This is a genomic window from Streptococcus sp. 449_SSPC, from assembly GCF_001073005.1.
GTDB classification, from domain to species: domain Bacteria; phylum Bacillota; class Bacilli; order Lactobacillales; family Streptococcaceae; genus Streptococcus; species Streptococcus salivarius_F.
Genome location: NZ_JVGR01000021.1, coordinates 1 through 22,782, shown reverse-complemented (window position 1 = coordinate 22,782; position 22,782 = coordinate 1). Strand labels below are relative to the sequence as shown.

Annotated in this window: 22 protein-coding genes and 1 other annotated feature; of the genes, 1 reads left to right on the top strand and 21 read right to left on the bottom strand. The window is 38.4% G+C overall.

The genetic code is table 11. The features are described from left to right. Positions 1-11: 11 nt before the first annotated feature. The 17 genes from ileS to ADH51_RS03560 form a co-directional block, all read right to left on the bottom strand. Positions 12-2,810, bottom strand: a complete 2,799-nt coding sequence (ileS, locus tag ADH51_RS03640) for an isoleucine--tRNA ligase (protein ID WP_048674459.1) — start codon at positions 2,808-2,810, stop codon at positions 12-14. 47 nt (positions 2,811-2,857) lie between these two features. Next, positions 2,858-3,070, bottom strand: a binding site (T-box leader). Continuing rightward, entirely contained in the window at positions 3,057-3,932 is an 876-nt protein-coding gene (locus ADH51_RS03635; protein ID WP_002884119.1) for a DivIVA domain-containing protein, read from the bottom strand. It overlaps the preceding feature by 14 nt. A 52-nt stretch (positions 3,933-3,984) precedes the next feature. After that, positions 3,985-4,788, bottom strand: coding sequence for an RNA-binding protein (locus tag ADH51_RS03630; protein ID WP_002883997.1), 804 nt, complete (start codon positions 4,786-4,788; stop codon positions 3,985-3,987). Further along, positions 4,788-5,045 carry a YggT family protein gene (locus ADH51_RS03625; protein ID WP_004182719.1) on the bottom strand — a complete coding sequence of 86 codons (258 nt, stop codon included), beginning with the start codon at positions 5,043-5,045 and terminating at the stop codon, positions 4,788-4,790. Before ADH51_RS03625 ends, ADH51_RS03630 begins: the two co-directional genes overlap by 1 nt. 3 nt (positions 5,046-5,048) lie before the next feature. Further along, a complete protein-coding gene (locus ADH51_RS03620) occupies positions 5,049-5,633 on the bottom strand; it encodes a cell division protein SepF (protein ID WP_038675734.1) in 585 nt (194 codons plus the stop codon). A 4-nt stretch (positions 5,634-5,637) separates the two neighbouring features. Continuing rightward, on the bottom strand, positions 5,638-6,321 hold the full coding sequence (locus ADH51_RS03615; RefSeq protein WP_048674456.1) for a YggS family pyridoxal phosphate-dependent enzyme: 684 nt from the start codon (positions 6,319-6,321) through the stop codon (positions 5,638-5,640). Positions 6,322-6,323: 2 nt separating this feature from the next. Next, on the bottom strand, positions 6,324-7,646 hold the full coding sequence (ftsZ, locus tag ADH51_RS03610) for a cell division protein FtsZ (protein ID WP_002884133.1): 1,323 nt from the start codon (positions 7,644-7,646) through the stop codon (positions 6,324-6,326). Positions 7,647-7,674: 28 nt separating this feature from the next. Then, positions 7,675-9,051 (bottom strand): cell division protein FtsA, encoded by a 1,377-nt coding sequence (gene ftsA, locus ADH51_RS03605; RefSeq protein ID WP_022496829.1) that lies wholly within the window; start codon positions 9,049-9,051, stop codon positions 7,675-7,677. Positions 9,052-9,177: 126 nt separating this feature from the next. Next, positions 9,178-10,320: a cell division protein FtsQ/DivIB gene (locus ADH51_RS03600; RefSeq protein ID WP_038675731.1), complete on the bottom strand. Its 1,143-nt coding sequence runs from the start codon at positions 10,318-10,320 to the stop codon at positions 9,178-9,180. Positions 10,321-10,329: 9 nt separating this feature from the next. After that, on the bottom strand, positions 10,330-11,400 hold the full coding sequence (locus ADH51_RS03595) for a UDP-N-acetylglucosamine--N-acetylmuramyl-(pentapeptide) pyrophosphoryl-undecaprenol N-acetylglucosamine transferase (protein WP_037611520.1): 1,071 nt from the start codon (positions 11,398-11,400) through the stop codon (positions 10,330-10,332). 3 nt (positions 11,401-11,403) lie between these two features. Continuing rightward, positions 11,404-12,756: a UDP-N-acetylmuramoyl-L-alanine--D-glutamate ligase gene (murD, locus tag ADH51_RS03590; RefSeq protein ID WP_048674452.1), complete on the bottom strand. Its 1,353-nt coding sequence runs from the start codon at positions 12,754-12,756 to the stop codon at positions 11,404-11,406. A 127-nt stretch (positions 12,757-12,883) separates the two neighbouring features. Continuing rightward, the gene (locus ADH51_RS03585; RefSeq protein ID WP_048674451.1) at positions 12,884-13,153 is read right to left on the bottom strand and encodes a DUF3165 family protein; all 270 of its coding nucleotides are present in this window, start codon (positions 13,151-13,153) and stop codon (positions 12,884-12,886) included. A 19-nt stretch (positions 13,154-13,172) separates the two neighbouring features. Further along, positions 13,173-15,023 carry a translational GTPase TypA gene (gene typA / locus ADH51_RS03580; RefSeq protein ID WP_048674447.1) on the bottom strand — a complete coding sequence of 617 codons (1,851 nt, stop codon included), beginning with the start codon at positions 15,021-15,023 and terminating at the stop codon, positions 13,173-13,175. Positions 15,024-15,163: 140 nt separating this feature from the next. Further along, a complete protein-coding gene (locus ADH51_RS03575; RefSeq protein WP_048674446.1) occupies positions 15,164-16,132 on the bottom strand; it encodes an ROK family glucokinase in 969 nt (322 codons plus the stop codon). After that, positions 16,125-16,331 carry a YqgQ family protein gene (locus tag ADH51_RS03570; RefSeq protein WP_014634249.1) on the bottom strand — a complete coding sequence of 69 codons (207 nt, stop codon included), beginning with the start codon at positions 16,329-16,331 and terminating at the stop codon, positions 16,125-16,127. Before ADH51_RS03570 ends, ADH51_RS03575 begins: the two co-directional genes overlap by 8 nt. A 102-nt stretch (positions 16,332-16,433) precedes the next feature. After that, on the bottom strand, positions 16,434-16,871 hold the full coding sequence (locus tag ADH51_RS03565; RefSeq protein WP_002884117.1) for a Fur family transcriptional regulator: 438 nt from the start codon (positions 16,869-16,871) through the stop codon (positions 16,434-16,436). A gap of 87 nt (positions 16,872-16,958) precedes the next feature. Further along, entirely contained in the window at positions 16,959-17,480 is a 522-nt protein-coding gene (locus ADH51_RS03560) for a Dps family protein (protein WP_014634248.1), read from the bottom strand. Between the two features lie 109 nt (positions 17,481-17,589). On the opposite strand from ADH51_RS03560, the gene ADH51_RS09820 reads away from it, so the two are divergent. After that, a complete protein-coding gene (locus ADH51_RS09820) occupies positions 17,590-18,246 on the top strand; it encodes a prepilin peptidase (protein ID WP_080702554.1) in 657 nt (218 codons plus the stop codon). 31 nt (positions 18,247-18,277) lie between these two features. Here the strand turns inward: ADH51_RS09820 and ADH51_RS03555 are convergent, their stop codons facing one another. The 4 genes from ADH51_RS03555 to ADH51_RS03540 all read right to left on the bottom strand — a co-directional run. Then, a complete protein-coding gene (locus tag ADH51_RS03555; RefSeq protein WP_080702553.1) occupies positions 18,278-19,675 on the bottom strand; it encodes a serine hydrolase in 1,398 nt (465 codons plus the stop codon). Positions 19,676-19,772: 97 nt separating this feature from the next. Next, positions 19,773-20,378, bottom strand: coding sequence for a superoxide dismutase SodA (sodA, locus tag ADH51_RS03550; protein ID WP_002884006.1), 606 nt, complete (start codon positions 20,376-20,378; stop codon positions 19,773-19,775). 95 nt (positions 20,379-20,473) lie between these two features. After that, entirely contained in the window at positions 20,474-21,508 is a 1,035-nt protein-coding gene (gene holA / locus ADH51_RS03545; RefSeq protein ID WP_037600911.1) for a DNA polymerase III subunit delta, read from the bottom strand. Positions 21,509-21,575: 67 nt separating this feature from the next. Beyond that, on the bottom strand, positions 21,576-22,782 hold a 1,207-nt coding region (locus tag ADH51_RS03540; RefSeq protein ID WP_048674443.1), incomplete at its 5' end, for a phosphoenolpyruvate carboxylase.

The following is a 22,782-nucleotide window of genomic DNA, read 5'->3' as shown; positions in this document are numbered from 1 at the left end:
CTCTTTTTATTTTATTTTGCTTTTACTTCAAAACCTTCTGCTACACCTTCAGCAAAGTTTTCTTCAACAATGCTAGCACAGTGATCACAGATAGTCGCATTGTAGCTACGTTCTTTGGTAGTTGGATCGATACGACGGCAACGATCACAGACATCACCTTCAGCACGTTCTACTGTGAATGCTACACCTTCAAAGCTTACAGCAGATTCAGGAGCATCTCCTTCAGCAATAGTCAATGCTGAAACAATCAAAAGTTGAGCAAGGTTAGTGTTCAAACCTTCAAGAAGTTCTTTGACTTCAGCATTAGGATAGATTGTCAAATGAGCTTCAAGTGATTTACCGATAACTTTTTCGTTACGCGCTTCTTCCAAAGCTTTTTGAGCTTGGCCACGGAAATCCATGAAGGCATTCCATTTTTCAAGAAGTGCATCTTGACCAGCGAAATCTTCTGCTTCTGGCAACTCTGACAATTGAACATAGTCTTCTGTTTCAAATTCAAGATATGACCAAATTTCTTCTGCAGTGTGAGGAAGAATTGGAGTCAATAGTTTTGTAATCTTAACAAGAACATCGTAGAAGACTGTTTGCATTTGACGACGTTCAAGTGATTCTGCACTCTCAATATAAACCACATCTTTGGCAAAATCAAGATAGAAAGCAGACAACTCAACGTTAATAAAGTTAACCAAGGCTTTGTAGATAGTTAAGAATTCAAAGTTTGCATAGGCATCACGAATAGTCTTAACTAATTGGTTAAATCGAATAGTCATGTACTGATCTACAGAACGCAAGTCTTCAAAGGCTACTGCATCAGTTGTTGGATTGAAGTCAGATGTATTAGCAATCAAGAAACGAAGTGTGTTACGAATCTTACGATAAGATTCTGATACTTGGCTAAGGATATCCATTGAGATACGAACGTCATTAGTTGTATCAACACTTGTTACCCAAAGACGCAGAATTTCAGCACCAAATTGTTTCTCAACATCACTAGGAGCAATAGTATTACCGAGGGATTTAGACATCTTTTCACCCTTACCATCAAGCGCAAAACCTTGAGACAAGAGTTGTTTGTATGGTGCAACACCATTATTAGCAACAGATGTGATAAGTGATGAGTTAAACCATCCACGATATTGGTCTGAACCTTCAAGATAAAGGTCAGCTGGATAAGTCAACTCAGGACGGTTAACAACGACACCATTCCATGATGAACCTGAGTCAAACCATACGTCCATAATGTCAGTTTCTTTAGTAAACTCACCATTTGGTGAACCCGGATGTGTAAATCCTTCTGGAAGAAGATCTTTGGCATCACGTTCCCACCAGATAACTGAACCGTGCTCTTCGAAAAGTTTAGCCACATGTTCGATTGTTTCTTCAGTCATGATTGGTGTTTTATCTTCAGCATAGAAGATTGGGAGAGGCACACCCCAAGCACGCTGACGAGAGATTACCCAGTCACCACGGTCACGAATCATGTTGTAGAGACGAACTTTCCCCCACTCAGAATGGAATTTAACTTTTTCAATCTCATCCAAAATCTCTTGACGGAATTTAGAAACAGAGGCAAACCATTGTGGCACAGCACGCCAGATGATTGGTTTCTTCGTACGCCAGTCAAATGGGTATGAGTGTGAGATTTCTTCTTTAGCAAGGAGCAAATCACCGAGTTTTTCCATAACGATTGGCGCCACTTTATCGTAGAACTGACCTTCAAAATCAGGACCAGCATTTTCCATCATGATACCACGCTCATTAACGGTTACGGCAACTTCAAGGCCATTAGCGATACCTACGTTATAGTCATCCTCACCAAAACCAGGAGCCGTATGGACGATACCTGTACCTGAATCAGTAGTAACGTGATCACCAAGGATAACAAGCTCATCAACTTCTGTATCCCATGGGTGTTCAGTGACGATTTGATTCAATTCTTCACCACGGCATGACTGAAGTACTTCCACATCAGTCCAACCAAATTTCTCAGAAAGGCTATTAAGTAATTCAGAAGCAACGACAAATTTTCGGTTTTCTCCGGCAGGTTTTACGAGAACGTATTCAATATCAGCACCAACAGTCAAACCACGTGAAGCTGTTACTGTAAATGGTGTTGTTGTCCAAACTACGATATATGTATCTGTGTCTAGTACTCCTCTACCATCCTTAACCTTATTGGCATAGTAAAGTGAGGTTGAAACTAAATCATGGTACTCGATTTCTGCTTCAGCAAGTGCTGACTCTGATGACCATGACCAATAAACTGGTTTTGCACCTTGATAGATGTAACCTTTTTTAGCCATCTCACCAAAGACACGGATTTGTGCAGCTTCATAGTCTGGTGTCAAAGTAACATATGGATTATCCCAATCAGCCGAAACACCAAGACGTTTGAAATCTTCACGTTGTTTGTCAACTTGTGAAAGTGCATAATCACGACACATCTTAAGATATTCAGCACGATCAAGTTCTTTACGTTTCACACCTTGTTTTGCCAACACTTGCTCAATTGGAAGACCATGCGTATCCCAACCAGGAACGTAAGGAGCATAGAAACCAGACATTGATTTTGAACGAACAATGATATCCTTAGAAATTTTATTCATCGCATGTCCAACGTGAATATTACCATTGGCATACGGAGGACCATCATGAAGAGTGAAGTGAGGTTTACCTTGGTTCAACTCTTGACGACGTTGATACATCTTAGCATCTTCCCACTCTTTTTGCCAGATTGGTTCTTTGTTAGGAAGTCCAGCTCGCATTGGAAAAGCTGTCTTACCTAGATTTAAGGTTTCTTTGAGTTTCATTATATCTCCTCTTTAAATTAATTTACTAAATAAAAAGAGCCTTCATCAAAAAGGACGAAAGCTCGTGGTACCACCTTAATTCAGAGCAAAAAACATTTGCTCCCTCATATGTCCGTAAGGAGGACCATCCTTCTAACTTACTTAGTTCAGTTAGAATGCTTGAAAATGATAACTATCCAAATAGGGAATGTGGGACTCACACCATCTCCCACTCGCTGTTAATATACTTGGTAAGTTGTATTTTTCTTATTCGCTAATATTCAATTTAAACGTTTGTGTTTCGTTAAGATTAATTTCACCTGTTGACTCAGGTTGCAAATCAAAATCTTCATCTACTGGTGCTGAAGTTGGGAAATCTGCCACTTCACTCTCGAAAGTATCTGGAATACCAAAATCAACTGGAGTTGAGACAACTTCGTTTGTTTCATCAACTTCTGGACTAGAGAAATCTTCAACTTGCTTATTACTTTCAGCAACGCGACGTTGAAGTTCAGCCATTTCATCAGGAGTGAATTGACGAGTTGCATCAAATGAAGCTGCGTCATTTGAATCAGGTACATGCTCATCCAAAACTTTTTCAACAACTTCTTTAAAGGCAGCATCTGAATTTTGAAGATAAATAGCTGTTGGTTGCAACAATTCACCCCATTCTGGAGCACTTGCTAAGCTAAGTTGACCTTCAACTGCAGCCAATAGGCGTTGGTGGAAGACACGACTTTGACGCTTAAGTTCTTCTGTTTCGATGGCAACTCGTTTGGCTTCATCTGTTGCATCACGAAGAATTTCAGATGCCTTAGATTTAGCTTCTTCAACCAAATGAGTAGCATTGAAGTTAGCCTTATTAATCAAGTTAGCTGATTCATCAGCCGCTGAAGCTTTAACTTTTTCAGCTGTTTCTTGAGCCAAAATAACTGATTGACTCAATGATTCTTTCATTTCATCAAAATAAGCCAATTTTTCTTCAAGCTCTTTTACACGAGCAGCAAGTTCACGATTATCACGAACCAAATCTTCATAATCATCTACAATAATATCAAGAAATTCATCAACTTCTTGCTCATTATATCCACGAAATTTAGTTGTAAACTGTTTATCTTTAATATCAAGTGCTGTAATAGCCATTACAGGCCTCCTTTATTTTTCATTACCATATCTGATGGTTTAAATTAAATAACTACTTTTTTCTCCGTCTTAACAGACTTTCAATAACGATTTTAGCTTTCCCGGACTTTGAAAATCCGTCTCGTTGAGCTAGTCGAAATCGACCATAACCTCTAACCGAAATCATATCACCAATCATAACCGTCTGATTAGCCTTCTCAATTTGTCTATAATTTAATTTAACTTTTCCAGAAGCAATAAGTTTTAAGGCGTTAGAACGGGATAGGTTTAGTACCGTCGCCAACACATTATCAAGACGCATACTGGAAAGTAAAACAAAAGATTGTGAATAATTTTCTTGATTTGAAATCCAATCGTCTTTACTTACTTCTTTTAGAGTAACCGAAACATTACCAATCTTAGTAATAGTCATTATCGCATAACTTGCTAAATGAGAAGCAATGGAAAATTGAACGCGTCCTTCTTCATCAAGAATAATATCTCCAAATACTTGACGGTCAAGACCAAGTTGATTAATCAGTGCTCCCAAAACTTTTGGGTGTGTCAATTTATTGAACTGTCTCGCATAAGAGATTTCTAGGCGTTTAATTTCAAAGTCTTCGTCATCAAGCTCGTAATATTCGGGAGCAAGAATAACTCTTCCATATTCTTCAGATTCAGGAGTAGAACTCACAAAAAATTTTAAATTGTAGTAATGAGCTAACTCTTCAACAATCTGAATTTCACGAGGATTCAAGAAATCAGTTAAGTAAGGACTGTACCTATCATCAACTAATTGACAAAATCCCCTAACCTTCTCTAGAAAAGGCCGTTCATCTAACGAGTAATGCTGTTCAATATTTTTAATATCTGACATCAGAGTAGAATAAATCTAAGAATTCTAAGTGAAAAGTTTAGTAGAAGTACAATTACCAATATTGAAAAATCAATACCAGCAAAAGCTAAATTCAAGCGACGAAATGGTGCGAGAATCGGTTGAACAATTTGTCTAATGATTCTTCCAAGGCTAGTGTCATAAGCTCCTGGAAACCAGGATAAGAACGCATAGACTACAAGAAGAATCTCTATCACGTTAACAACACGTGCCCAAATAACATAAAGTAATACAGACATCGCTTAACGTCTCTTCATGTCGAAGTCAAAATTAGCTTCTTGATTGCCATGTGCCAACCCAATCTCTTCGATGTCAACAACGACATTAATTGGCGTAAGCAAATACATTGAAGAGCCAACTTTTTGCAAGTTGCCTGTAAGTACCTTGCTAGCACCATCAATAAAGTCAAGACAACGACGAGCTTGCGCTTCCAACATATATTGAAAATCGATTAAAACACATTCGTTTTCAATCAATAGTTCTACAATTTCCTGAGCATCTTCATACTTTTTAGGATATTTAATTGCAATTGTTGTTTTAGTTGTATTCATTTGTTGTGGTCCCTGGTTTGCTTGTGAACGACTCAGAGGTAAACTACGAAGGACTTGAGTTTCCTGTAAGTCTGAATGAACATGTTGGCGACGAGGAGGGACTGTTGCCTGAGAACGCTCAGGTTGACGTTGCTGACGAGGAGGTGGTGTCTGCACAGGTTTCTGTGCTTTCACTGGACGTTCTTTAGCCTCTTCTTTAGCAGCATCTTCATAATCTGTTACTTCGTCGGTATCAAAATATGAAACAATTTTATCAATTGCGTCTTTTAATGCCATAAGGTTATTCTCCGTTCTCTTTAAAGAATGCACTGCCTATTCTGACAAAGGTTGATCCATTCTGAATAGCCATGTCATAGTCTCGACTCATCCCCATGCTTAACTGATCACAAGGAACATTCTTTAGTTTTTTCTCTTGAATTGATTGTCTAAGTTCATTTGTCTCAGCAAAAATCTTATCAAGTTCTTGAGCATCTGCATCAATTGGAGCCATAGTCATGAGTCCAACTATACAAATCTTATCAAGATTTTCAATTTGTTTTAGAACAGTATCAAGTTCTTCAGGTGAAAAACCATGTTTTGACTCTTCACCTGAAACGTTAACTTGTAGGAAGCAATTAATGGTGTGGTCGGCACGCTTTTGAATTTCCTCTGCCAATTTAACAGAATCCAAAGCATGAAAATAATCAACTAAATTAATAACATCCTTTACTTTACGACGTTGCAGGGTACCAATAAGGTGCCAAGTCAAATCATAATTTTTTAAAGCTTGATACTTATCTAAGAATTTATCAACGCGATTTTCAGCAATGTGCTTGATTCCCGTTTTAACTAATTCTTCAGCGACATCACTTGAAACATATTTGGTTACAGCAATAATATTGACATCATCACTAGAGCGATTAGCCTTATCACAAGCTTTTTTTACCGCTTGATAAACATTATTTTTATTCTCTTCTATAGTCATTATTAACGATTTTTAAAGAATGGTGGTGTCTCCAATTCATCATCATCTTCAACATCACTTGAGAATGTAGACATAGTCAATTGACTATCTAGTTGACCAGTTTCAGGACGAGAAATATTATCACGTCTCAAATCCCAATTACCAAAAGCTGACTGCTCTTGTTGAGGAGCTGCCGCTGCAGGACGAACTCCTGCTTGAGGCATTGAAGGTGTTTCATTATAGTCAAAATTTGGTTGACGTTCAAATGAAGGTTGAGAAACTGGACGTTGCTCTTCTTGAACAACTTGTTGAGCAGGAGCTGATGGTTGTGAAGGAGCTGTAGTCACTTTACGTGGCTGAGCTTTCATACCAGATACTTTTTCAGCACGATCTTGACGAACTCCAGTTGCAACAACAGTTACACGGATTTCATCTTTCAATGTATCATCGATTGATGTACCAAGCCAAATGTTAACACCGCTACCAGCTGCTTGACCAACAATTTCAGATGCTTCTTCTGCTTCTGTAAGCGTCATATCAAGACCACCAGTTACGTTAACGATAACATCTTCTGCACCATCAATAGTAGTTTCAAGAAGTGGTGAATAGATTGCTTTGCGCGCAGCTTCAACAATACGTTCTTCACCTGAACCAATACCAATACCCATAAGTGCATTACCTTTATTTGCCATAACTGTTTTCACATCGGCAAAGTCGAGGTTGATCAAACCTGGGTTAGTGATAAGGTCCGTAATACCTTGGACCCCTTGACGAAGAACATTATCTGCTTCACTAAGAGCTTCAAGAAGTGGTGTTTTCTTATCAACGATTTCAAGAAGGTTATTGTTAGAGATAATAAGAAGGGTATCAACTTGCTCACGCAACTCTTGAATACCTTCGACAGCGAAGGCACCACGTTTGTTACCTTCGAATCCAAATGGACGTGTCACAACTGCAACTGTCAATGCACCCAAGCTTTTCGCAATACGTGCAATAACTGGTGCTGCCCCTGTACCAGAGCCACCACCCATACCAGCAGTGATAAAGACCATATCAGCTCCTGTAAGTGCTTCTGTAAGTGTTTCTTCACTTTCTTCAGCTGCCTTACGACCAACTTCAGGTTGACCTCCGGCACCAAGGCCACGAGTCAATTTAGGACCCAATTGGATTACTGTTTCTGCTTTAGAAGAGCTGAGTGCTTGAATATCAGTATTAGCTGCAATAAATTCAACACCAGCAAGACCTTCTTCAATCATTCGGTTGATGGCGTTTCCGCCACCTCCACCGACACCGATAACTTTAATTACCGCACCTTGAACTGATGCGCTATCAAATGAAAAACTCATTTTATTTCCTCGCTTTTACTAGATTCAATTAATCAAACATACTGCCGAAAATACCACGAACACGATCACCAAGTTTTTGTTTTTGTTCATGATTTTCTTCTTCAACTGGCAGAGGTACCTCAATGGTATTCTCAACTGGAATAGGATTTGGTTGAGGAGCCACTCGAGGTGCTGGAGCTGGAGTTCTATCAAAACTCAAGGCAGGAGCCTCATTGTCGATTGGTTTACGACGAAGATACTCTTCACCAGACACAGCTTGTTGCGCGATGATATCAACTTCTGTAAGAAGACCAACATACTCAACAAGACTAATCACATTTGCAAACATTGGATTACGGATACCAACTTGATTTGGCACGTAAAGTTTAACATTTGTCTCAAAAATTTCTTGAGCAACTTCAACCACACCTGGCATGATAGCTGTTCCACCTACAAGGACAATGCCACCAGGCAAATCAAGTAGACGTCCTCGAGTCAAGTCTTGTTTAACTCTATCAAGGATATGCTTAACACGAGCTGAGATAATCTCAGCAAGGTATTTTTCTGTAATCTCAACTGGTGAATTCTCACCTACAACTTCTACTTGGACAGTTTCTGTTTCGCTTGCTTCTTCAATATCTGCATTACCAAAATTGAACTTAAGTGCTTCAGCAATCTGCATTGAAGTCTTCAAAACTTTTGAAATATCCTTAGTGATGTACTCGCCACCTTCAGAATAAATATTGGTAAATTGAAGTTCTTGAGCACGCATGCTCGCAACAGTTGTTTGACCGCCACCCATATCAATAACAGTAGCACCAAACTCACGTTCACCTTCATTTAGAACAGCACGTGTCATTGCAAGAGGAGAGATGATAATATTCTCTACTTGAATACCAGCACGTTCAACTGTCTTACGAAGGTTGTGAAGAATTGTTGTTGGACCTGTGTATATGAGACCTCTCATTTCAAGACGAATCCCCATCATTCCACGAGGATCACGAATTCCTTGGAAGCCATCAACAATAAACTCTTCAGGAACTAGTGAGATAACCTCACGCTCAGGTGTAATGCTCTTTGTCAAGGCTGAGCGAACAACACTTTCAACATCTTCATCTTTGATTTCTTTTGATTCACTTGTTACAGGAATCATACCTTGTGTAGGCTCAATTTGAAGAAGATTAGCTGGAAGCCCAACGTTCACTTGCTCAATAACAATCCCAGCTTTTTCTTCTGCTTGTTCAATAGCTGTTTTGATTGATTTCGCTGCAGCGTCAATGTCAACAATGATGCCATCTTTCACACCAGAACTCTTAACATTACTTACTCCGATGACATTCATTGATCCATCAATAAACTCAGCAACAAGAACCTTAATCGAGCTAGTTCCTATATCTAATCCTGTAAAAAAGCCATCTCTAGCCATTCACTCGACCTCTCAATCTTTCCATTCAATATCTTTGTAAACTGTATAAAAACAGAATTATTCGGATACTATTGTACCATAAAAAAACGTAAAATGTCAGCATTTTACGTTTTTTATTATTCAATATTAGCCTTGAGCAGGGGAAGTCCGATGAGTTGTTTCCTGACCAACTGGTGGATTTTCTTCTGTTTGAATACCTGAATTTTCAGAAATAGTTTCTTCTTCAGAATGCTGTTCCGTTGATGTTGTAGTATCTTGACCTTCTTCAGAAGTTGCATTTTCTTCTTTTTTATCAGTCTTATCTTTATCTTTCTTTTTATCCCCATCAGTTTTTGATGATTCAACTTCAGGAGTCGTTGTATAAAGTCCAACTTCCATATCTACAATACTTCCATCTGAAAGTTGACTCTTAATTTTCTCGTAGTAAGGAAGCTTAACTGTTAATTGAGAAAGTGGAACACGAATGGAATTGCCATCATACAGCTCAATCGTTAGTAAATCTGAAGTTGCTTTAGTAGGCGTAAGATTAATAATTTGAATATTATTCTTGATTTTTGTATCAAGTTTATTTAATTCTTTTACTAACTCTTCGATTTTCTTCTCGTCATCCATCTTTAAGGTGATGAATTTATCAGGTAGATTACTAGTTGAAACTGTTCCTCCTGTCTTACCACTTTGAAGAATAGAAACATAACCATTTGTAGTTTGACGATAAGCCACGATTGGGTATTCTTTTACTGCAATATTAAATTGATTTGGAAAACTATATGTAACTGTAGCCTTTTTAACCCAAACATTAGTTTTTTCAACAGTTGATGCAACCTTTCCTTGGTTGAAAAAGACATGAGTGATATAGTCTGTATCAAGAATACCACTTGCAACTTTCACATCTTCTGGTAAAGCATTTTTTGTTCCTGATACAGTGAGAACCTTTTGTTTTGACCAAGGTGAAATAAAGAAAAGTGAAAATACGATTAGGAGTGCAGCGATAAAAACAACTAGTCCTGCAAGATTTTGTTGTGCAATTGGAATATTACTAGTTGTATTACCTTTTTTTCGTTTCTTCCTTTTGGTCTTTTTTTTCTTTTTAACCTTCTTTTTCACTGGTGGCTGGCTCTCATTTGAAGTCGCTTCTTGTGAATGAACGACCTTTCCATTCGCAAATTCTTCAGAATCTTCGGTTTCTTTTTTTCTCAAAAATTCGAGATTTCTCTTCTGCCACTCTGTAAGAACTTGTTTTTCTTGTGATTCTTGATCCTTTTTTGCCATGAAATTCCTTTATTTTTTTGAAATACTAGTCACTAATAGGTTATAAAAATCATCAGGAGAAGTGATTTCATCAGATTTAGCCATCGCTTCTTTGTAAGTCTCTGCATGTTCAACAAGTTGTTCAAGCTCATGATTCAAGGTTTCCCAACTTAATTCTGTTTCCTGTAATTGACGTGCGTAGCCTTTTCGTTCAAAATAGGCAGCATTTTCAAGTTGGTCTCCTCGGCTAGCTTCTTTCCCTAAAGGAATAATTAAATGAAGTTTTTTCATAGCCAACAATTCGAAAATCGTATTTGAGCCACCACGAGTTACAACTAAATCTGCCGTATCCATAAGAGGTTGGTACAAATCTGTCACATAATCAACTCTATAAAGATGACGTTCTAAGGTATTCAATGAAGAGTCCCCAGAAATATTAATGACATTATATTTTTCAGTCAGCTGTGGAGTATTACTAATAAAATCATTAAATACCTTTGCACCAGCTGAACCACCAATGAAAAGGACAGTTTTTAAGTTGTCATCAAACTGTTCTTTAATCTTATCAAGGGCACCAGACTGATTAGATGTCGCCATTCCTACCTTTGTAATAGCACCTACATGTTTTGTCTTTGCCAATCCTTTTGATTGTTCAAAAGTCGTAAACATAGTAGTCGCAAATTTATAGGCAATTTTATTGGCCAAGCCCATAGAAAGGTCAGACTCATGCACATATACAGGAACTCCTAATAATTTAGAAGCAATTACCGGTGGCACTGAGACAAATCCACCCTTTGAAAAGAGTGCTTGGGGGCGAATCTTGGCAATAATTGCAATAGACTGAAGAATCCCCCAACCAACTTTAAAGACATCCAACATATTTTGCCATGAGAAATAACGACGTAGTTTACCTGTAGCAATACTATGGAAAGTCACATCTAAGCCAGATTTATCAATCTGCTCATGTTCAATCCCGTGCTTGTCACCGATATAGTGCACTTCCCATCCATCTTTGAGAAATTTTGGAATTAAGATAAGATTTAAAGTCACATGTCCAACGGTTCCACCACCGGTAAAAACAATCTTTTTCGCTTTTGCCATAGACTATCCCTTCAATTGCTCAACAGTTGTGATAAATTCGTCACCACGCACTTCGAAATTCTTGTACATATCCCAACTTGCGTTTGCAGGGCTCAACAAGACAACATCTCCTGCACTTGCTTGATCAAAAGCAATACGTGTCGCATCTGCCACATCTTTGGCATCAAGATAAGTCACGCCCGCTTTATCAGCAGCACGTTTGACACGGGGAGCTGATTCTCCTAAAATCACCATTTTCTTAAGACCAGTAATGTCAGGAATGAGTTCATCAAATTCATTACCACGGTCCAAACCACCGGCAATCAAAATGACTTTGCTATTATCAAAACCAGAAAGTGCTTTTTGTGTCGCTAAAATGTTTGTTGACTTACTATCATTATAGAATTTCACTTCATCGATAGTGTCAACGAATTGGAGACGGTGCTTAACCCCACCAAAGCTTGCGAGAGTTTCCTTGATAGCTTGGTTTGAAATACCTGACAATTTTGCTACAGCTATAGTTGCCAAGGCATTTTCAACATTGTGACTACCAGGAACGCCAATCTCATCGGCTTGCATCACCAATTCACCTTTGAAGTAGAGACCACCATTTTCAAGATAGGCACCATCTACTTTTTCCACTGTTGAGAATGGAACTACTTGTGCTTTAGTTTGTGTAGCCAATTCCTTAGCTAAATCTTGATTGAAGTTCAAAACAACAAAATCATCCGCAGTCATCTGATTTTGAATATTCCATTTAGCAGCCACATATTCTTCAAAACTACCATGATAGTCAATATGTGTCGGCATCAAGTTAGTAATCACAGCAATATGTGGATGGAAGCTGTCAATCCCCATCAATTGGAAAGAAGACAATTCCATAACTAAGGTATCTTGATTAGTTACTGACTGTGCAACTTCTGACGCAGGGAAACCAATATTCCCAGACAAGACACCTGATTTACCACCATGATTTAGGACATCAGCAATCATAGTTGTCGTTGTTGTCTTACCGTTTGACCCTGTAATACCGATAATAGGTGCTTCAGATACTAGATAGGCCAATTCCACTTCAGTCCAAACAGGAATACCTTTTTCTAGTGCACGAGCTACCATTGGATTGTCATAACGAATTCCAGGATTTTTCACCATTAATTCAAAATTTTCATCCAAAAGTTCAAGAGGATGTCCGCCGCAAACAACCTTAATGCCTTCTTCAAGAAGGGCTTGAGCCGATGGATTTTCCTCAAATGGTTTACCATCATTTACTGTGACAATAGCACCCAACTTAGCCAACAGGCGGGCAGCTGCTTCGCCAGATTTAGCCAAGCCAAGGACCAAAACTTTTTTATTTTCAAATTGTGTTACTGATTTCATAATTCGTCCATTCTCTCAAATTGTATCATAATCATTTTACCCTTTATCCCAAGCTATTTCAAGGAGTTACCTCTTCTTGGTAAAAGAAAAAGCCAATCTATCAGACTGACTTTTAATCTCATGCTACTTATTTATCTTCATGATCAGCTTTTTCATGATTAAGCTCCGACATGGCGAAAAAATCTTTCAAGGTGAAATAGCTCAATACAAGCATTCCAACTGTAACAAAGAACTCACCAGGTAGGCTGAAGAATTTAATGATTGATAGCACTGCTAAAAGTAGGAGCAATGCTAAGGTAGCCATGACAAAGAGAAGATTCATGGTGTTTTTTACCGACTTTGGTGCAATAAAGAAATAGAATGATGCAATCAATACAGCAACAATCAGATAAAACATCTCTTCTCCTCTCTATATATTATTCAGCTTCTGCTGCTTTTTTCTTACGTTTATTGGCTTTATCACGCTCTGCTTTATTCAAAATTTGTTTACGCAAGCGGATAGATTCAGGCGTTACTTCCATGTATTCATCATCATCCAAGAATTCAAGTGATTCTTCAAGAGTCAAAATACGTGGAGTCTTGATAACAGCCGTTTGGTCCTTAGTTGCTGAACGCACGTTTGTCATTTGTTTTGCTGTAGTAATATTGACACCTAGGTCATTTTCACGAGCATTTTCACCAACAATCATACCTTCATAAACTTCAGTACCTGGGTTAACAAAGATTGTACCACGTTCTTCAATACGCATAATTGAGTAAGTTGTCGCTTTACCTGTATCGATAGAAACGAGGGCACCACGGTGACGTCCACCAATTTCACCAGCAACAACTGGCAAGTATTGGTCGAAGGTATGGTTCATGATACCGTAACCACGTGTCATAGACAAGAATTCAGTAGAGAATCCGATAAGTCCACGAGCTGGTACAAGGAAGATAAGGCGAGTTTGACCGTTACCAACCATTTGCATATCAAGCATGTCACCTTTACGTTCTGAAAGGGCTTGGATGATAGAACCTTGGTACTCTTCTGGAGTATCAATTTGAACACGTTCAAATGGCTCACATTTCACGCCATCAATTTCTTTGATGATAACTTCTGGACGAGACACTTGAAGTTCGTATCCTTCACGACGCATTGTTTCAATAAGGATAGACAAGTGCAATTCACCACGACCTGATACAGTCCATTTATCTGGAGAATCAGTTGGATCAACACGAAGAGAAACGTCTGTTTGCAACTCTGCCAAAAGACGCTCTTCAACCTTACGTGATGTCACGTGTTTACCTTCACGGCCGGCAAATGGTGAGTTATTCGCCAAGAAAGTCATTTGAAGTGTTGGTTCGTCAATACGAAGAACTGGCAATGGTTCAACAGCATCAGTTGGTGTAATTGTTTCACCAACGAAGATGTCTTCCATACCTGAGATGGCAATCAAATCACCAGCTTTTGCTTCTTCAATTTCACGACGTTCCAAACCAAAGAAACCGAAAAGTTTAGTAACACGGAAGTTCTTTGTTGTTCCGTCAAGTTTTGAAAGGGTAACTTGGTCACCAACTTTTACAGTTCCACGGAAGATACGTCCAATACCGATACGACCAATGAAATCATTGTAGTCAAGAAGCGACACTTGGAATTGAAGAGGCTCATCTGAGTTATCTACAGGAGCTGGGATGTGATCAATAATAGTGTCAAAGATTGGAGCCATAGTGTGCTCTTGATCAGCAGGGTTATCTGACAATGATGATGTACCGTTAATCGCTGACGCATACACAACTGGGAATTCCAACTGATCATCATCGGCACCAAGCTCGATGAAGAGTTCAAGAACTTCATCAACAACTTCTTCAGGACGTGCTGATGGTTTATCAATCTTGTTAACAACAACGATAGGTGTCAAGTTTTGCTCAAGCGCTTTTTTCAGCACAAAACGTGTTTGAGGCATTGTACCTTCGTAGGCATCGACAACAAGGACAACCCCATCAACCATTTTCATGATACGTTCAACTTCTCCACCGAAGTCCGCGTGACCTGGTGTATCCATGATGTTGATACGTGTGCCGTTATAAGCAACAGCTGTATTTTTGGCAAGAATTGTAATTCCACGTTCTTTTTCAAGATCGTTTGAGTCCATTGCACGCTCATCAAGCTCTTTACGCTCATCAAGAGTGTGTGATTGTTTCAACAATTCATCAACAAGTGTTGTTTTACCGTGGTCAACGTGGGCAATGATGGCTACGTTACGGATATCTTCTCTAAGTTTAGTCATTTTTTCCTCTTTAATTTTTATTTCAACTTTTAAAGTATACCACATTTTCAACAAAATGGCAGAGCTCAGCTGATTGTAAACGTTTTTCAACAAGAAAAAGGTGCTGTCCACCTATAATTGGTCAGACACACCTTCTGTCATTAGTTATCAATTGTAAGTGCAAGACTAGCAGCTCCAATGATTCCAGCATCATTTCCAAGCTCTGCTAATTTCACTTTTGTTGTACGGCGAACTTGTGGGAATGCATAACGTGTAAAGTATCCTTCAACACGGCTACGCAAGAATTCACCAGCTGCTGAAACACCACCACCGATTACAACTGAATCTGGGTTAAGAATGTTTGAAATGTTTGCTGTTGCAAGTCCGAGGTATTGAGAGACTTTATCAACAATGCTATTAGCAAACTTATCACCTTCAGCAGCAGCTACGAAGATATCTTTACTTGTCACTTGCTCACCATTATCTACAGCAGCTTTAATAGAAGAGTTCCCTTCGTATCCTTCAGCCAAATGACGTGCTAAACGTACAACACCTGTTGCTGAAGCTACAGTTTCCAAACACCCCTTGTTTCCGCATGTACATTCAAATCCTGTTTCAGGCTCAACGATAATGTGGCCAATTTCACCACCAGCACCGCCAACACCATGAATCAAGTTACCATCAGCGATAACGCCACCACCAACTCCTGTTCCTAATGTCACAAAGACAACATCAGGATTGTTAGCACCAGCACCAACCCAACGTTCACCGAGGGCAGCAACGTTAGCATCATTATCAATGGCAAATGGAATACCGAGTTCTTTTTCGATGACAGATCCAACTTCTTGAGTTTCTGCCCAGTTCAAGTTGAAGGCACCAGTAACCGTTTTATTTTCACGATCAACAGCTCCTGGAGAACCCATACCAATTCCAATGAAATCTTCTGCAGTAAGTCCGTACATTTCCAAACGGTGTTTCAAAGACTCCACGATGTTAGGGACGATGTGACGACCATTTTCAAGCGTATTTGTTTCAATCGCCCATTTTTCTTGCACTTCACCTTCTGAAGTCAAAATACCAAATTTAACAGTTGTTCCACCAAGGTCAATTCCCAAGAGTTTTTTACTCATTTTCTTTCTCCATTTCAATGCGATGTTCACGTCGTAAAATCATTTCAGCAGTAAGGTAGCTGTCCTTGTCCACCAAACCATTCTGGTAGAGGGCTTCTAATTCAATCTTCATCATTTCGATATCATAGAGCCTTTTTCCCAGGTAAACTACTATGCCAAACTGTTTCAACAACTGTTGAACGTCATATAAAGTTTTCATAGCAATATTTTAGCAAAAAGCTTCTGCCATGACAAGATAGTTTTGAAAACCTTTACAGATTATTGTATACTTCAAAAAAGACCTAAGTCATTTAGACTCAGGTTATTGACAATTCGGGCAAATCCCATGTAAAATCATCTGTTCACGAGTAATGCGAAATCCAGTTTGTGATTCTACCTCTTCCTTGAAAGACGGAATCGGTAAGTCTAAGTCAGTAATGTGACCACATTTTTCACAAACAATGTTTAAGTGGTCATGTCCCATAAAATCATAATAGGTTGTATTATCATTATTAACCTTGATTTCAGAGACAATCCCTTCTTCAACCAACACCTTCAGGTTGTTATAGACCGTCGCCAAACTCATCCCAGGATTGTCAGGGAGTAGGTCATAATATATCACATCTGCACTAGGGTGTTGATCAGACATCATCAAATAGCGAATAACAGCTTTACGAGATTCCGTCAACCGAATTCCTTTAGCTTTTAACTGATTCAGGACATCTTCATAAACGCCTAGACTACGTCGATGCTCAGACATATCGCCGCCTCCCTTCGTCTAAAAGTATTTTATGTCTATTATACACTTTTAGAGGAACTCTTGACAATCATCTTAACTCAAAAATGCTTATCTCAAGCCTGGAGCTTGTCCAAGTTCTGCAGTCAACATCCAGATTGTCTTATCAATTTCAGATTTAGCTGCAGTGAAGATATCATTTGAAGGAGCATCTCCTTCTTCATCTGTGATATCCAAACCAACTTGGAACAAGACTGACAAATATTTGTATGTATCAACCAATAATTGGATTTGATCAGACATTGGTTTATCAAATGTACCAGTAGTTTCAGTCAAGCCTGAATTAGATGAAAATTCTACCAAAGTTGAGTATGGTTCCCCACCAATAGTAATCAAACGTTCACTAACAACATCAAGGTGAGCATTCAAACTATCCATCAATTCATCCATTTTTGGATGAAGATAGAGGAAACCAGGACCACGCATATACCAATGAACTTGGTGAACAATTGAAGCTGCTACAGACAAATCAGCGACTGCTTGATTCAAAACTGCTTTAGTTTTTGTATATGAAGGTGTTTCAGCTTGTTGGTTAACTGTTTCATTGATTGTTTCTTTAATTGAATCTACCATATTAATACTCCTTATTTAGAATTACTATTATTTATACTTTTATTTTAGAATATTTCTAAATAAGATGCAAGTAAAATGCTTTTTCTCACTCTTTTTCGAATAATTAGGTATGTTAAGTATTATTTATTTTTTTCTAGGAGCCTCTTTTGGTTCATTCATCGGACTAATTTGTGATCGTTTTCCTGAGAGGTCGATTATTTTCCCTAGAAGTCACTGTAGCCATTGCAAGCATCAGCTGCGTTTTTTCGAGATGATCCCTATCCTCTCACAACTTTTCTTAAGATCTCGATGCCGTTCATGTCAGACTCCTATCCCTTTTCGTTACCTCTTTATGGAACTATTTTGTGGAGTAATATCCCTGCTATATTTCTATGACTTTTTAAGTCTTGAAGTGACCTACTTTCTTTACTTCAGCCTTTGTCTGTCGATTTTTGATTTGAAACATAAATCCTATCCGCTTCTGATTTGGATAGTTGGAACAGTCCCACTCTTATTCATGGGCAACTACTACATCACATTTGCCTTAGGTATAATCCTCGCTATCCTTTCTTATATGAAACATCTAAATATTGGGGAAGGAGATTTTCTCTACTTAGCAAGTGCCTCACTTATTTTCCCATTTTCAAAAATACTACTAATTATCGAAATTGCCTGCCTATTAGGACTAGCTTACTTCCTTCTACGAAGAAATCTTAAAGAATGCATCGCATTTGTCCCATTTCTTTTTCTAGGAATAGTACTTCTTACTTTTTGTTCAATTGTATAGAAAAAAAGCCGATAAACTCGGCTTTTCTTTGTTAGTTCATATTGACACGGTGCCACTCATTAATGACATAAGAGAGCATCTCTAATTGTTGTAATCCCACATTATTAACCTCTGAAGTTTCTTCGTTAGAACCTCCTAGGTAACGTGTATAAATTGCAATAAGATACGGTGTATCTTCCATTACAATAGCATCAACGTTAAGTGCTTCACGAACATAACCTGGTTTCTGATAAATAGTCAATCCTTGATTATATGTTTTATAATAATATTCTGGGAAAGACTCTCCTAAATATTTGAGAATGTCTTTATAATCCTCTTGGTGTTTCCAAAGATAATCCAAAACTTGGATATAATAATCCGTTGTCGTCTTATTACCATGCATTTGGATAGTCTTCACTTCACCTTTTGATTTACCGTATTTATCGAGCATGCCATAGAATTTTTCCATACCACCAAGGCGTTCCGCCAAAGCATAGGCAGGAGTGTTCTCAGAGTAAACAAGAGAATACTCTTGCATCTCTGGAATAGTCATCGAACCACCGAAAGCAGCAACATAACTATCGTGCTCAGCCTGATATTCATACTCAGTATTAGTAATATCAAAACGTTCAGTTAAAGAAAGTTTACCCTTGTTAACCTCATCCATGACGAGCATGTTTAGTGGCAATTTATAAGTTGATCCTGCAGTCATTGGCTGAGTATCATTCATAGAGAATTGCTCATTTGTCTTGGTATTTTTATATGAAAAGGCAATTTGGCTTGACTCAATACCTTGGTCAGCCATAAATGCTTCAACTACTTGGTTCAATGTCATGTTAGCATAATCATAATACAAGCCATTACCATACATAGTATCTGCATCTGCTTCCATGACTGCTTGTTTAGCTTCGGCTGATTTATTTGTTGGAGTTACCTTTTCCTCTTTTTCTTTGTCTTCTTTTTTAGTGACTTTAGAACTAGATCCGAAGATATTTCCAAGGCCACCAGTGTGACCAACTTGTTTACCACGTCCTGCTAAAGCAAGCATGGCAACAAACAAAAGAATTACCAAAACACCTAGGAAAGCTAAGATAATATAAGCTTTCTTATCATCACGAGATGATTTTGATTTAGCTTTAGATTTCTTAGAGCGCTTACTTCTAAGTGCCAAGGTTTCAGTTTTTGCTTCATTTTCCTTGTGCTCAACTGGTACTACTGATTCCTCAGCAGATTTCTTCTCTACTGATTTTTTAGAAGTCTTTTTAGCATCTTTTTTCGATGATTTTTTCTTGTCTTTCTTGGCGCCTTTTTTGACATCTTTTTTAGTATCTTTAGTGTCTTTTTGGACGTCTTTTTGAAGGTCTTGTTTTACCGAATCTTTCTTTTTATCTTTAGTTTTTCGGCGGCTTCCACTATACTTTTTGCTTGAATGTTTTTTCTTTTTTTTCATAACAATAATAGTTTAAGCTATAATTCACTAAAAAGCAAGGAGATTTTACAATCATATTACAAAAAAATTATCCCCAATAGTGAGGATAATTTTAAACTTATTTAGCTGCTGAATAAAGCTCAGCAACTTTATTCCAGTTGATGATTTCAAAGAAAGCTTTGATGTAGTTTGGACGTACGTTACGGTAGTTTAGGTAATATGCATGTTCCCAAACATCAAGTGCCAAGATTGGTTTCTTACCATCTGAGATAGGGGTGTCTTGGTTAGCTGTTGAAACGACTTCAAGCTTACCTTCAGCGTTAACAACAAGCCATGCCCAACCTGAACCAAAACGAGTTGTTGCTGCTGCTGTGAAAGCTTCTTGGAAGGCTTCAAATGAGCCGAAAGCTTCGTTAATAGCAGCTGCTACTTCTGCAGTTGGTTCTTGTTTTTCAGGAGACAAGAGTTCCCAGAAAAGTGCGTGGTTAAGGTGTCCACCACCATTGTTAATAAGTGCTTGACGAATATCTGCTGGAATTTGTTCCACGTCAGCCAAAAGTGCTTCGAGATCTTCACCAATTTCTGGGTGTTTTTCAAGAGCAGCATTAGCATTTGCTACATAAGTTGCGTGGTGTTTATCGTGGTGAAGAGTCATTGTTTCAGCATCAATGTATGGTTCCAAAGCATCGTAAGCGTAAGGAAGGTCTGGAAGGATAATTGCCATAGTAAAGGTCCTCTTTTCATTTTTTCTTCATTTTACCGTAAAGTGGTAGAGCTTTCAAAAATTTTGCTTACAAAATCAAAGAAAACTCCAAATCTCTAGCGGTTTGATACGATTTTTAAAAATGCTAAATCAAACAAGTAATCTTTATCTAAAGTTCCTGTCTTTATCTGGTAATCTGTCTCTACTAAAATCTTAATCGTCTTTTTTAAGAATGCTACTGATAAGGGACGACTATCTCTCAGAGCAAAACGAACCTGAAATTGATTGACTTTACGCCCTAAATAATCTGACAGACTTGAAACAATCTGCTGCTCACTTTTGCCTTGAGCAGATAAGAGTTTAACCTGTAAATAGGTACGAAATTGTCCCAACATCACAGCAATCAACTTAATCTCATCTTCACCCTGAAGCCGTAAATCATGCACTAATTCACGAACACTCTGAATCTGTCCTCGCAAAAGAAGTTGCGTCATATCAAAAATGTTATCTTGCAAACTTTTAGGAATGGCATCAGCAATATCTTGCGATGAGATATTTCCTTCCGTTTTATACCCCTTTAGAAAAGCTAAGTTTTTTTGAACATCTGAAAAGTCAAAATTTGACTTAATCAAAAGTTCCTCAAAGACTCCTGTGTCAAATGTAAGTCCCTCTTGATGCGCCTGCTTTTGAAAATAGGTTCTAAGTTCTGCATCTTTTAAGGGACTGGCTTCAAGCACCATGGCATCACGTTTGAGAAGTTTGACTAAACGACGCTTTCCATCTAGCTTTCCTGCAGACATCAAGACAAGACGTGTTGTTTCAACAGGAGACTCAAGATAATTTTCAAGGCGCTTCAACTCTTTCTCATCCAGATACGATTTTTTAGCAGTAGTCATATCCGCGAAATGATCAAAAATGACCACCTTTTCATCTGCAAAAAAAGGCATGCTTTCTAAATCGAGCTCAGCATCTTGATAATCAGTCTCAGACATATCAAAATAAGAAAAGGTTAAGTCACTGGGATCGAAACCAATTTGTTTTAAAAATTTTTCTTTAGCTTGACTATACTGCCCTAAATCCTCGCCCGCCAAGACCGTTATCATGGGGAGCTTTTCTTTGGACAGCTTTTCAATCGTTTCCATAGCAATCATGGTTTTATTATAACAGAATTTTCACCATAACAAAAAGTCCACCACTAACGTGATGAACTTTACTTTATTAACCAGAGTTACGAAGACCTGTTGCAATACCATTGATGGTAATGTGAATAAGGCTAATTTCGTCATCGGTCAAATCATTGTTACGAAGACGTTTAATCAATTCAATTTGGATGTAGTTCAAGACATTGAAGTATGGTAAACGGAAGTCCAAACTTGCTTTAAGCGATGGACTTTCATCAAGGAAGCCATCATGTTTTTCAATAGCAAGAATAACATCCTTAGTCAACTGCCACTCATCCAAAATAATATTGAAGACACTACGTACTTCTTCACTCTCTGCCAATTGTGCATAGTGGAAGGCGATATTCATGTCTGATTTTGAAAGAACCATGTCCACGTTTGACAAAAGTGAACGGAAGAATGGCCATGTTTCAAACATATGTTGAAGTTTCTCAAGGTTGCCTTCTTCAGCTTGGATAAAGCGATTAAAGGCAGAACCCACACCATACCAACCTGGGAACATGATACGGTTTTGTGACCATGAGAATACCCAAGGAATCGCACGAAGACCAGAAATCTCAGTAATAGTCTTACGAGCTGCTGGACGAGAACCGATATTCAAGCTTGACACTTCTTTAATAGGGCTTGCTTCAAAGAAGTAGTCATAGAAATGTTCGTTTCCAAAGACAAGATCACGATAGATAACATTAGAATCATTAACAATACCGTCCATAATTTCACGGAAATCAACCAATTCATCTGGGTCCGCAATTTGACGTGTTACCATACGGTCAAGGGCAGCTGAAACAAGCATTTCAAGATTGTAGTAGGCAGCATCCTTATTACCATATTTATTACCGATAACTTCCCCTTGTTCAGTCAAACGGATACGGTCCTTAATAGTACCAAATGGTTGAGACGTAATAGCATCGTATGATGGGCCACCACCACGACCAACAGTACCACCACGGCCATGGAAGAAGGTAATCTTAATACCACGCTCTTCACCAATCTTAGTCAATTCGTTTTGAGCTTTGTAAAGCGTCCAACCTGAAGATAAGTAACCACCATCTTTGTTAGAGTCTGAGTAACCCAACATGATTTCTTGGTAATTATTGCTATTCTTGATCCAACGTTTAACGATATCATAACCAAGATATTGTTTCATGATATCATTAGAGTTTTCCAAGTCTTCGATAGTTTCAAAAAGTGGAACAATTTGGACACGCGCACGTTCTGTATCAACCAAGCCAACTTCTTTAAGA

Bases quoted from the DNA above. Each gene is read 5' to 3' on its own strand.
- ADH51_RS03600 (WP_038675731.1), bottom strand. From the start codon at position 10,320: ATGGCAAAAAAGGATCAAGAATCACAAGAAAAACAAGTTCTTACAGAG.
- ADH51_RS03555 (WP_080702553.1), bottom strand. From the start codon at position 19,675: ATGAAAAAAAAGAAAAAACATTCAAGCAAAAAGTATAGTGGAAGCCGC.
- ftsA (WP_022496829.1), bottom strand. From the start codon at position 9,051: ATGGCTAGAGATGGCTTTTTTACAGGATTAGATATAGGAACTAGCTCG.
- ADH51_RS03615 (WP_048674456.1), bottom strand. From the start codon at position 6,321: ATGACTATAGAAGAGAATAAAAATAATGTTTATCAAGCGGTAAAAAAA.
- ADH51_RS03635 (WP_002884119.1), bottom strand. From the start codon at position 3,932: ATGGCTATTACAGCACTTGATATTAAAGATAAACAGTTTACAACTAAA.
- ADH51_RS03625 (WP_004182719.1), bottom strand. From the start codon at position 5,045: ATGTCTGTATTACTTTATGTTATTTGGGCACGTGTTGTTAACGTGATA.
- ADH51_RS03595 (WP_037611520.1), bottom strand. From the start codon at position 11,400: ATGGCAAAAGCGAAAAAGATTGTTTTTACCGGTGGTGGAACCGTTGGA.
- ADH51_RS03585 (WP_048674451.1), bottom strand. From the start codon at position 13,153: ATGTTTTATCTGATTGTTGCTGTATTGATTGCATCATTCTATTTCTTT.
- ADH51_RS09820 (WP_080702554.1), top strand. From the start codon at position 17,590: ATGTTAAGTATTATTTATTTTTTTCTAGGAGCCTCTTTTGGTTCATTC.
- ileS (WP_048674459.1), bottom strand. From the start codon at position 2,810: ATGAAACTCAAAGAAACCTTAAATCTAGGTAAGACAGCTTTTCCAATG.
- ADH51_RS03570 (WP_014634249.1), bottom strand. From the start codon at position 16,331: ATGAAAACTTTATATGACGTTCAACAGTTGTTGAAACAGTTTGGCATA.
- murD (WP_048674452.1), bottom strand. From the start codon at position 12,756: ATGAAATCAGTAACACAATTTGAAAATAAAAAAGTTTTGGTCCTTGGC.
- ftsZ (WP_002884133.1), bottom strand. From the start codon at position 7,646: ATGAGTTTTTCATTTGATAGCGCATCAGTTCAAGGTGCGGTAATTAAA.
- holA (WP_037600911.1), bottom strand. From the start codon at position 21,508: ATGATTGCTATGGAAACGATTGAAAAGCTGTCCAAAGAAAAGCTCCCC.
- ADH51_RS03575 (WP_048674446.1), bottom strand. From the start codon at position 16,132: ATGAGTAAAAAACTCTTGGGAATTGACCTTGGTGGAACAACTGTTAAA.
- ADH51_RS03620 (WP_038675734.1), bottom strand. From the start codon at position 5,633: ATGGCATTAAAAGACGCAATTGATAAAATTGTTTCATATTTTGATACC.
- ADH51_RS03565 (WP_002884117.1), bottom strand. From the start codon at position 16,871: ATGTCTGAGCATCGACGTAGTCTAGGCGTTTATGAAGATGTCCTGAAT.
- typA (WP_048674447.1), bottom strand. From the start codon at position 15,023: ATGACTAAACTTAGAGAAGATATCCGTAACGTAGCCATCATTGCCCAC.
- ADH51_RS03630 (WP_002883997.1), bottom strand. From the start codon at position 4,788: ATGTCAGATATTAAAAATATTGAACAGCATTACTCGTTAGATGAACGG.
- ADH51_RS03560 (WP_014634248.1), bottom strand. From the start codon at position 17,480: ATGGTAGATTCAATTAAAGAAACAATCAATGAAACAGTTAACCAACAA.
- sodA (WP_002884006.1), bottom strand. From the start codon at position 20,378: ATGGCAATTATCCTTCCAGACCTTCCTTACGCTTACGATGCTTTGGAA.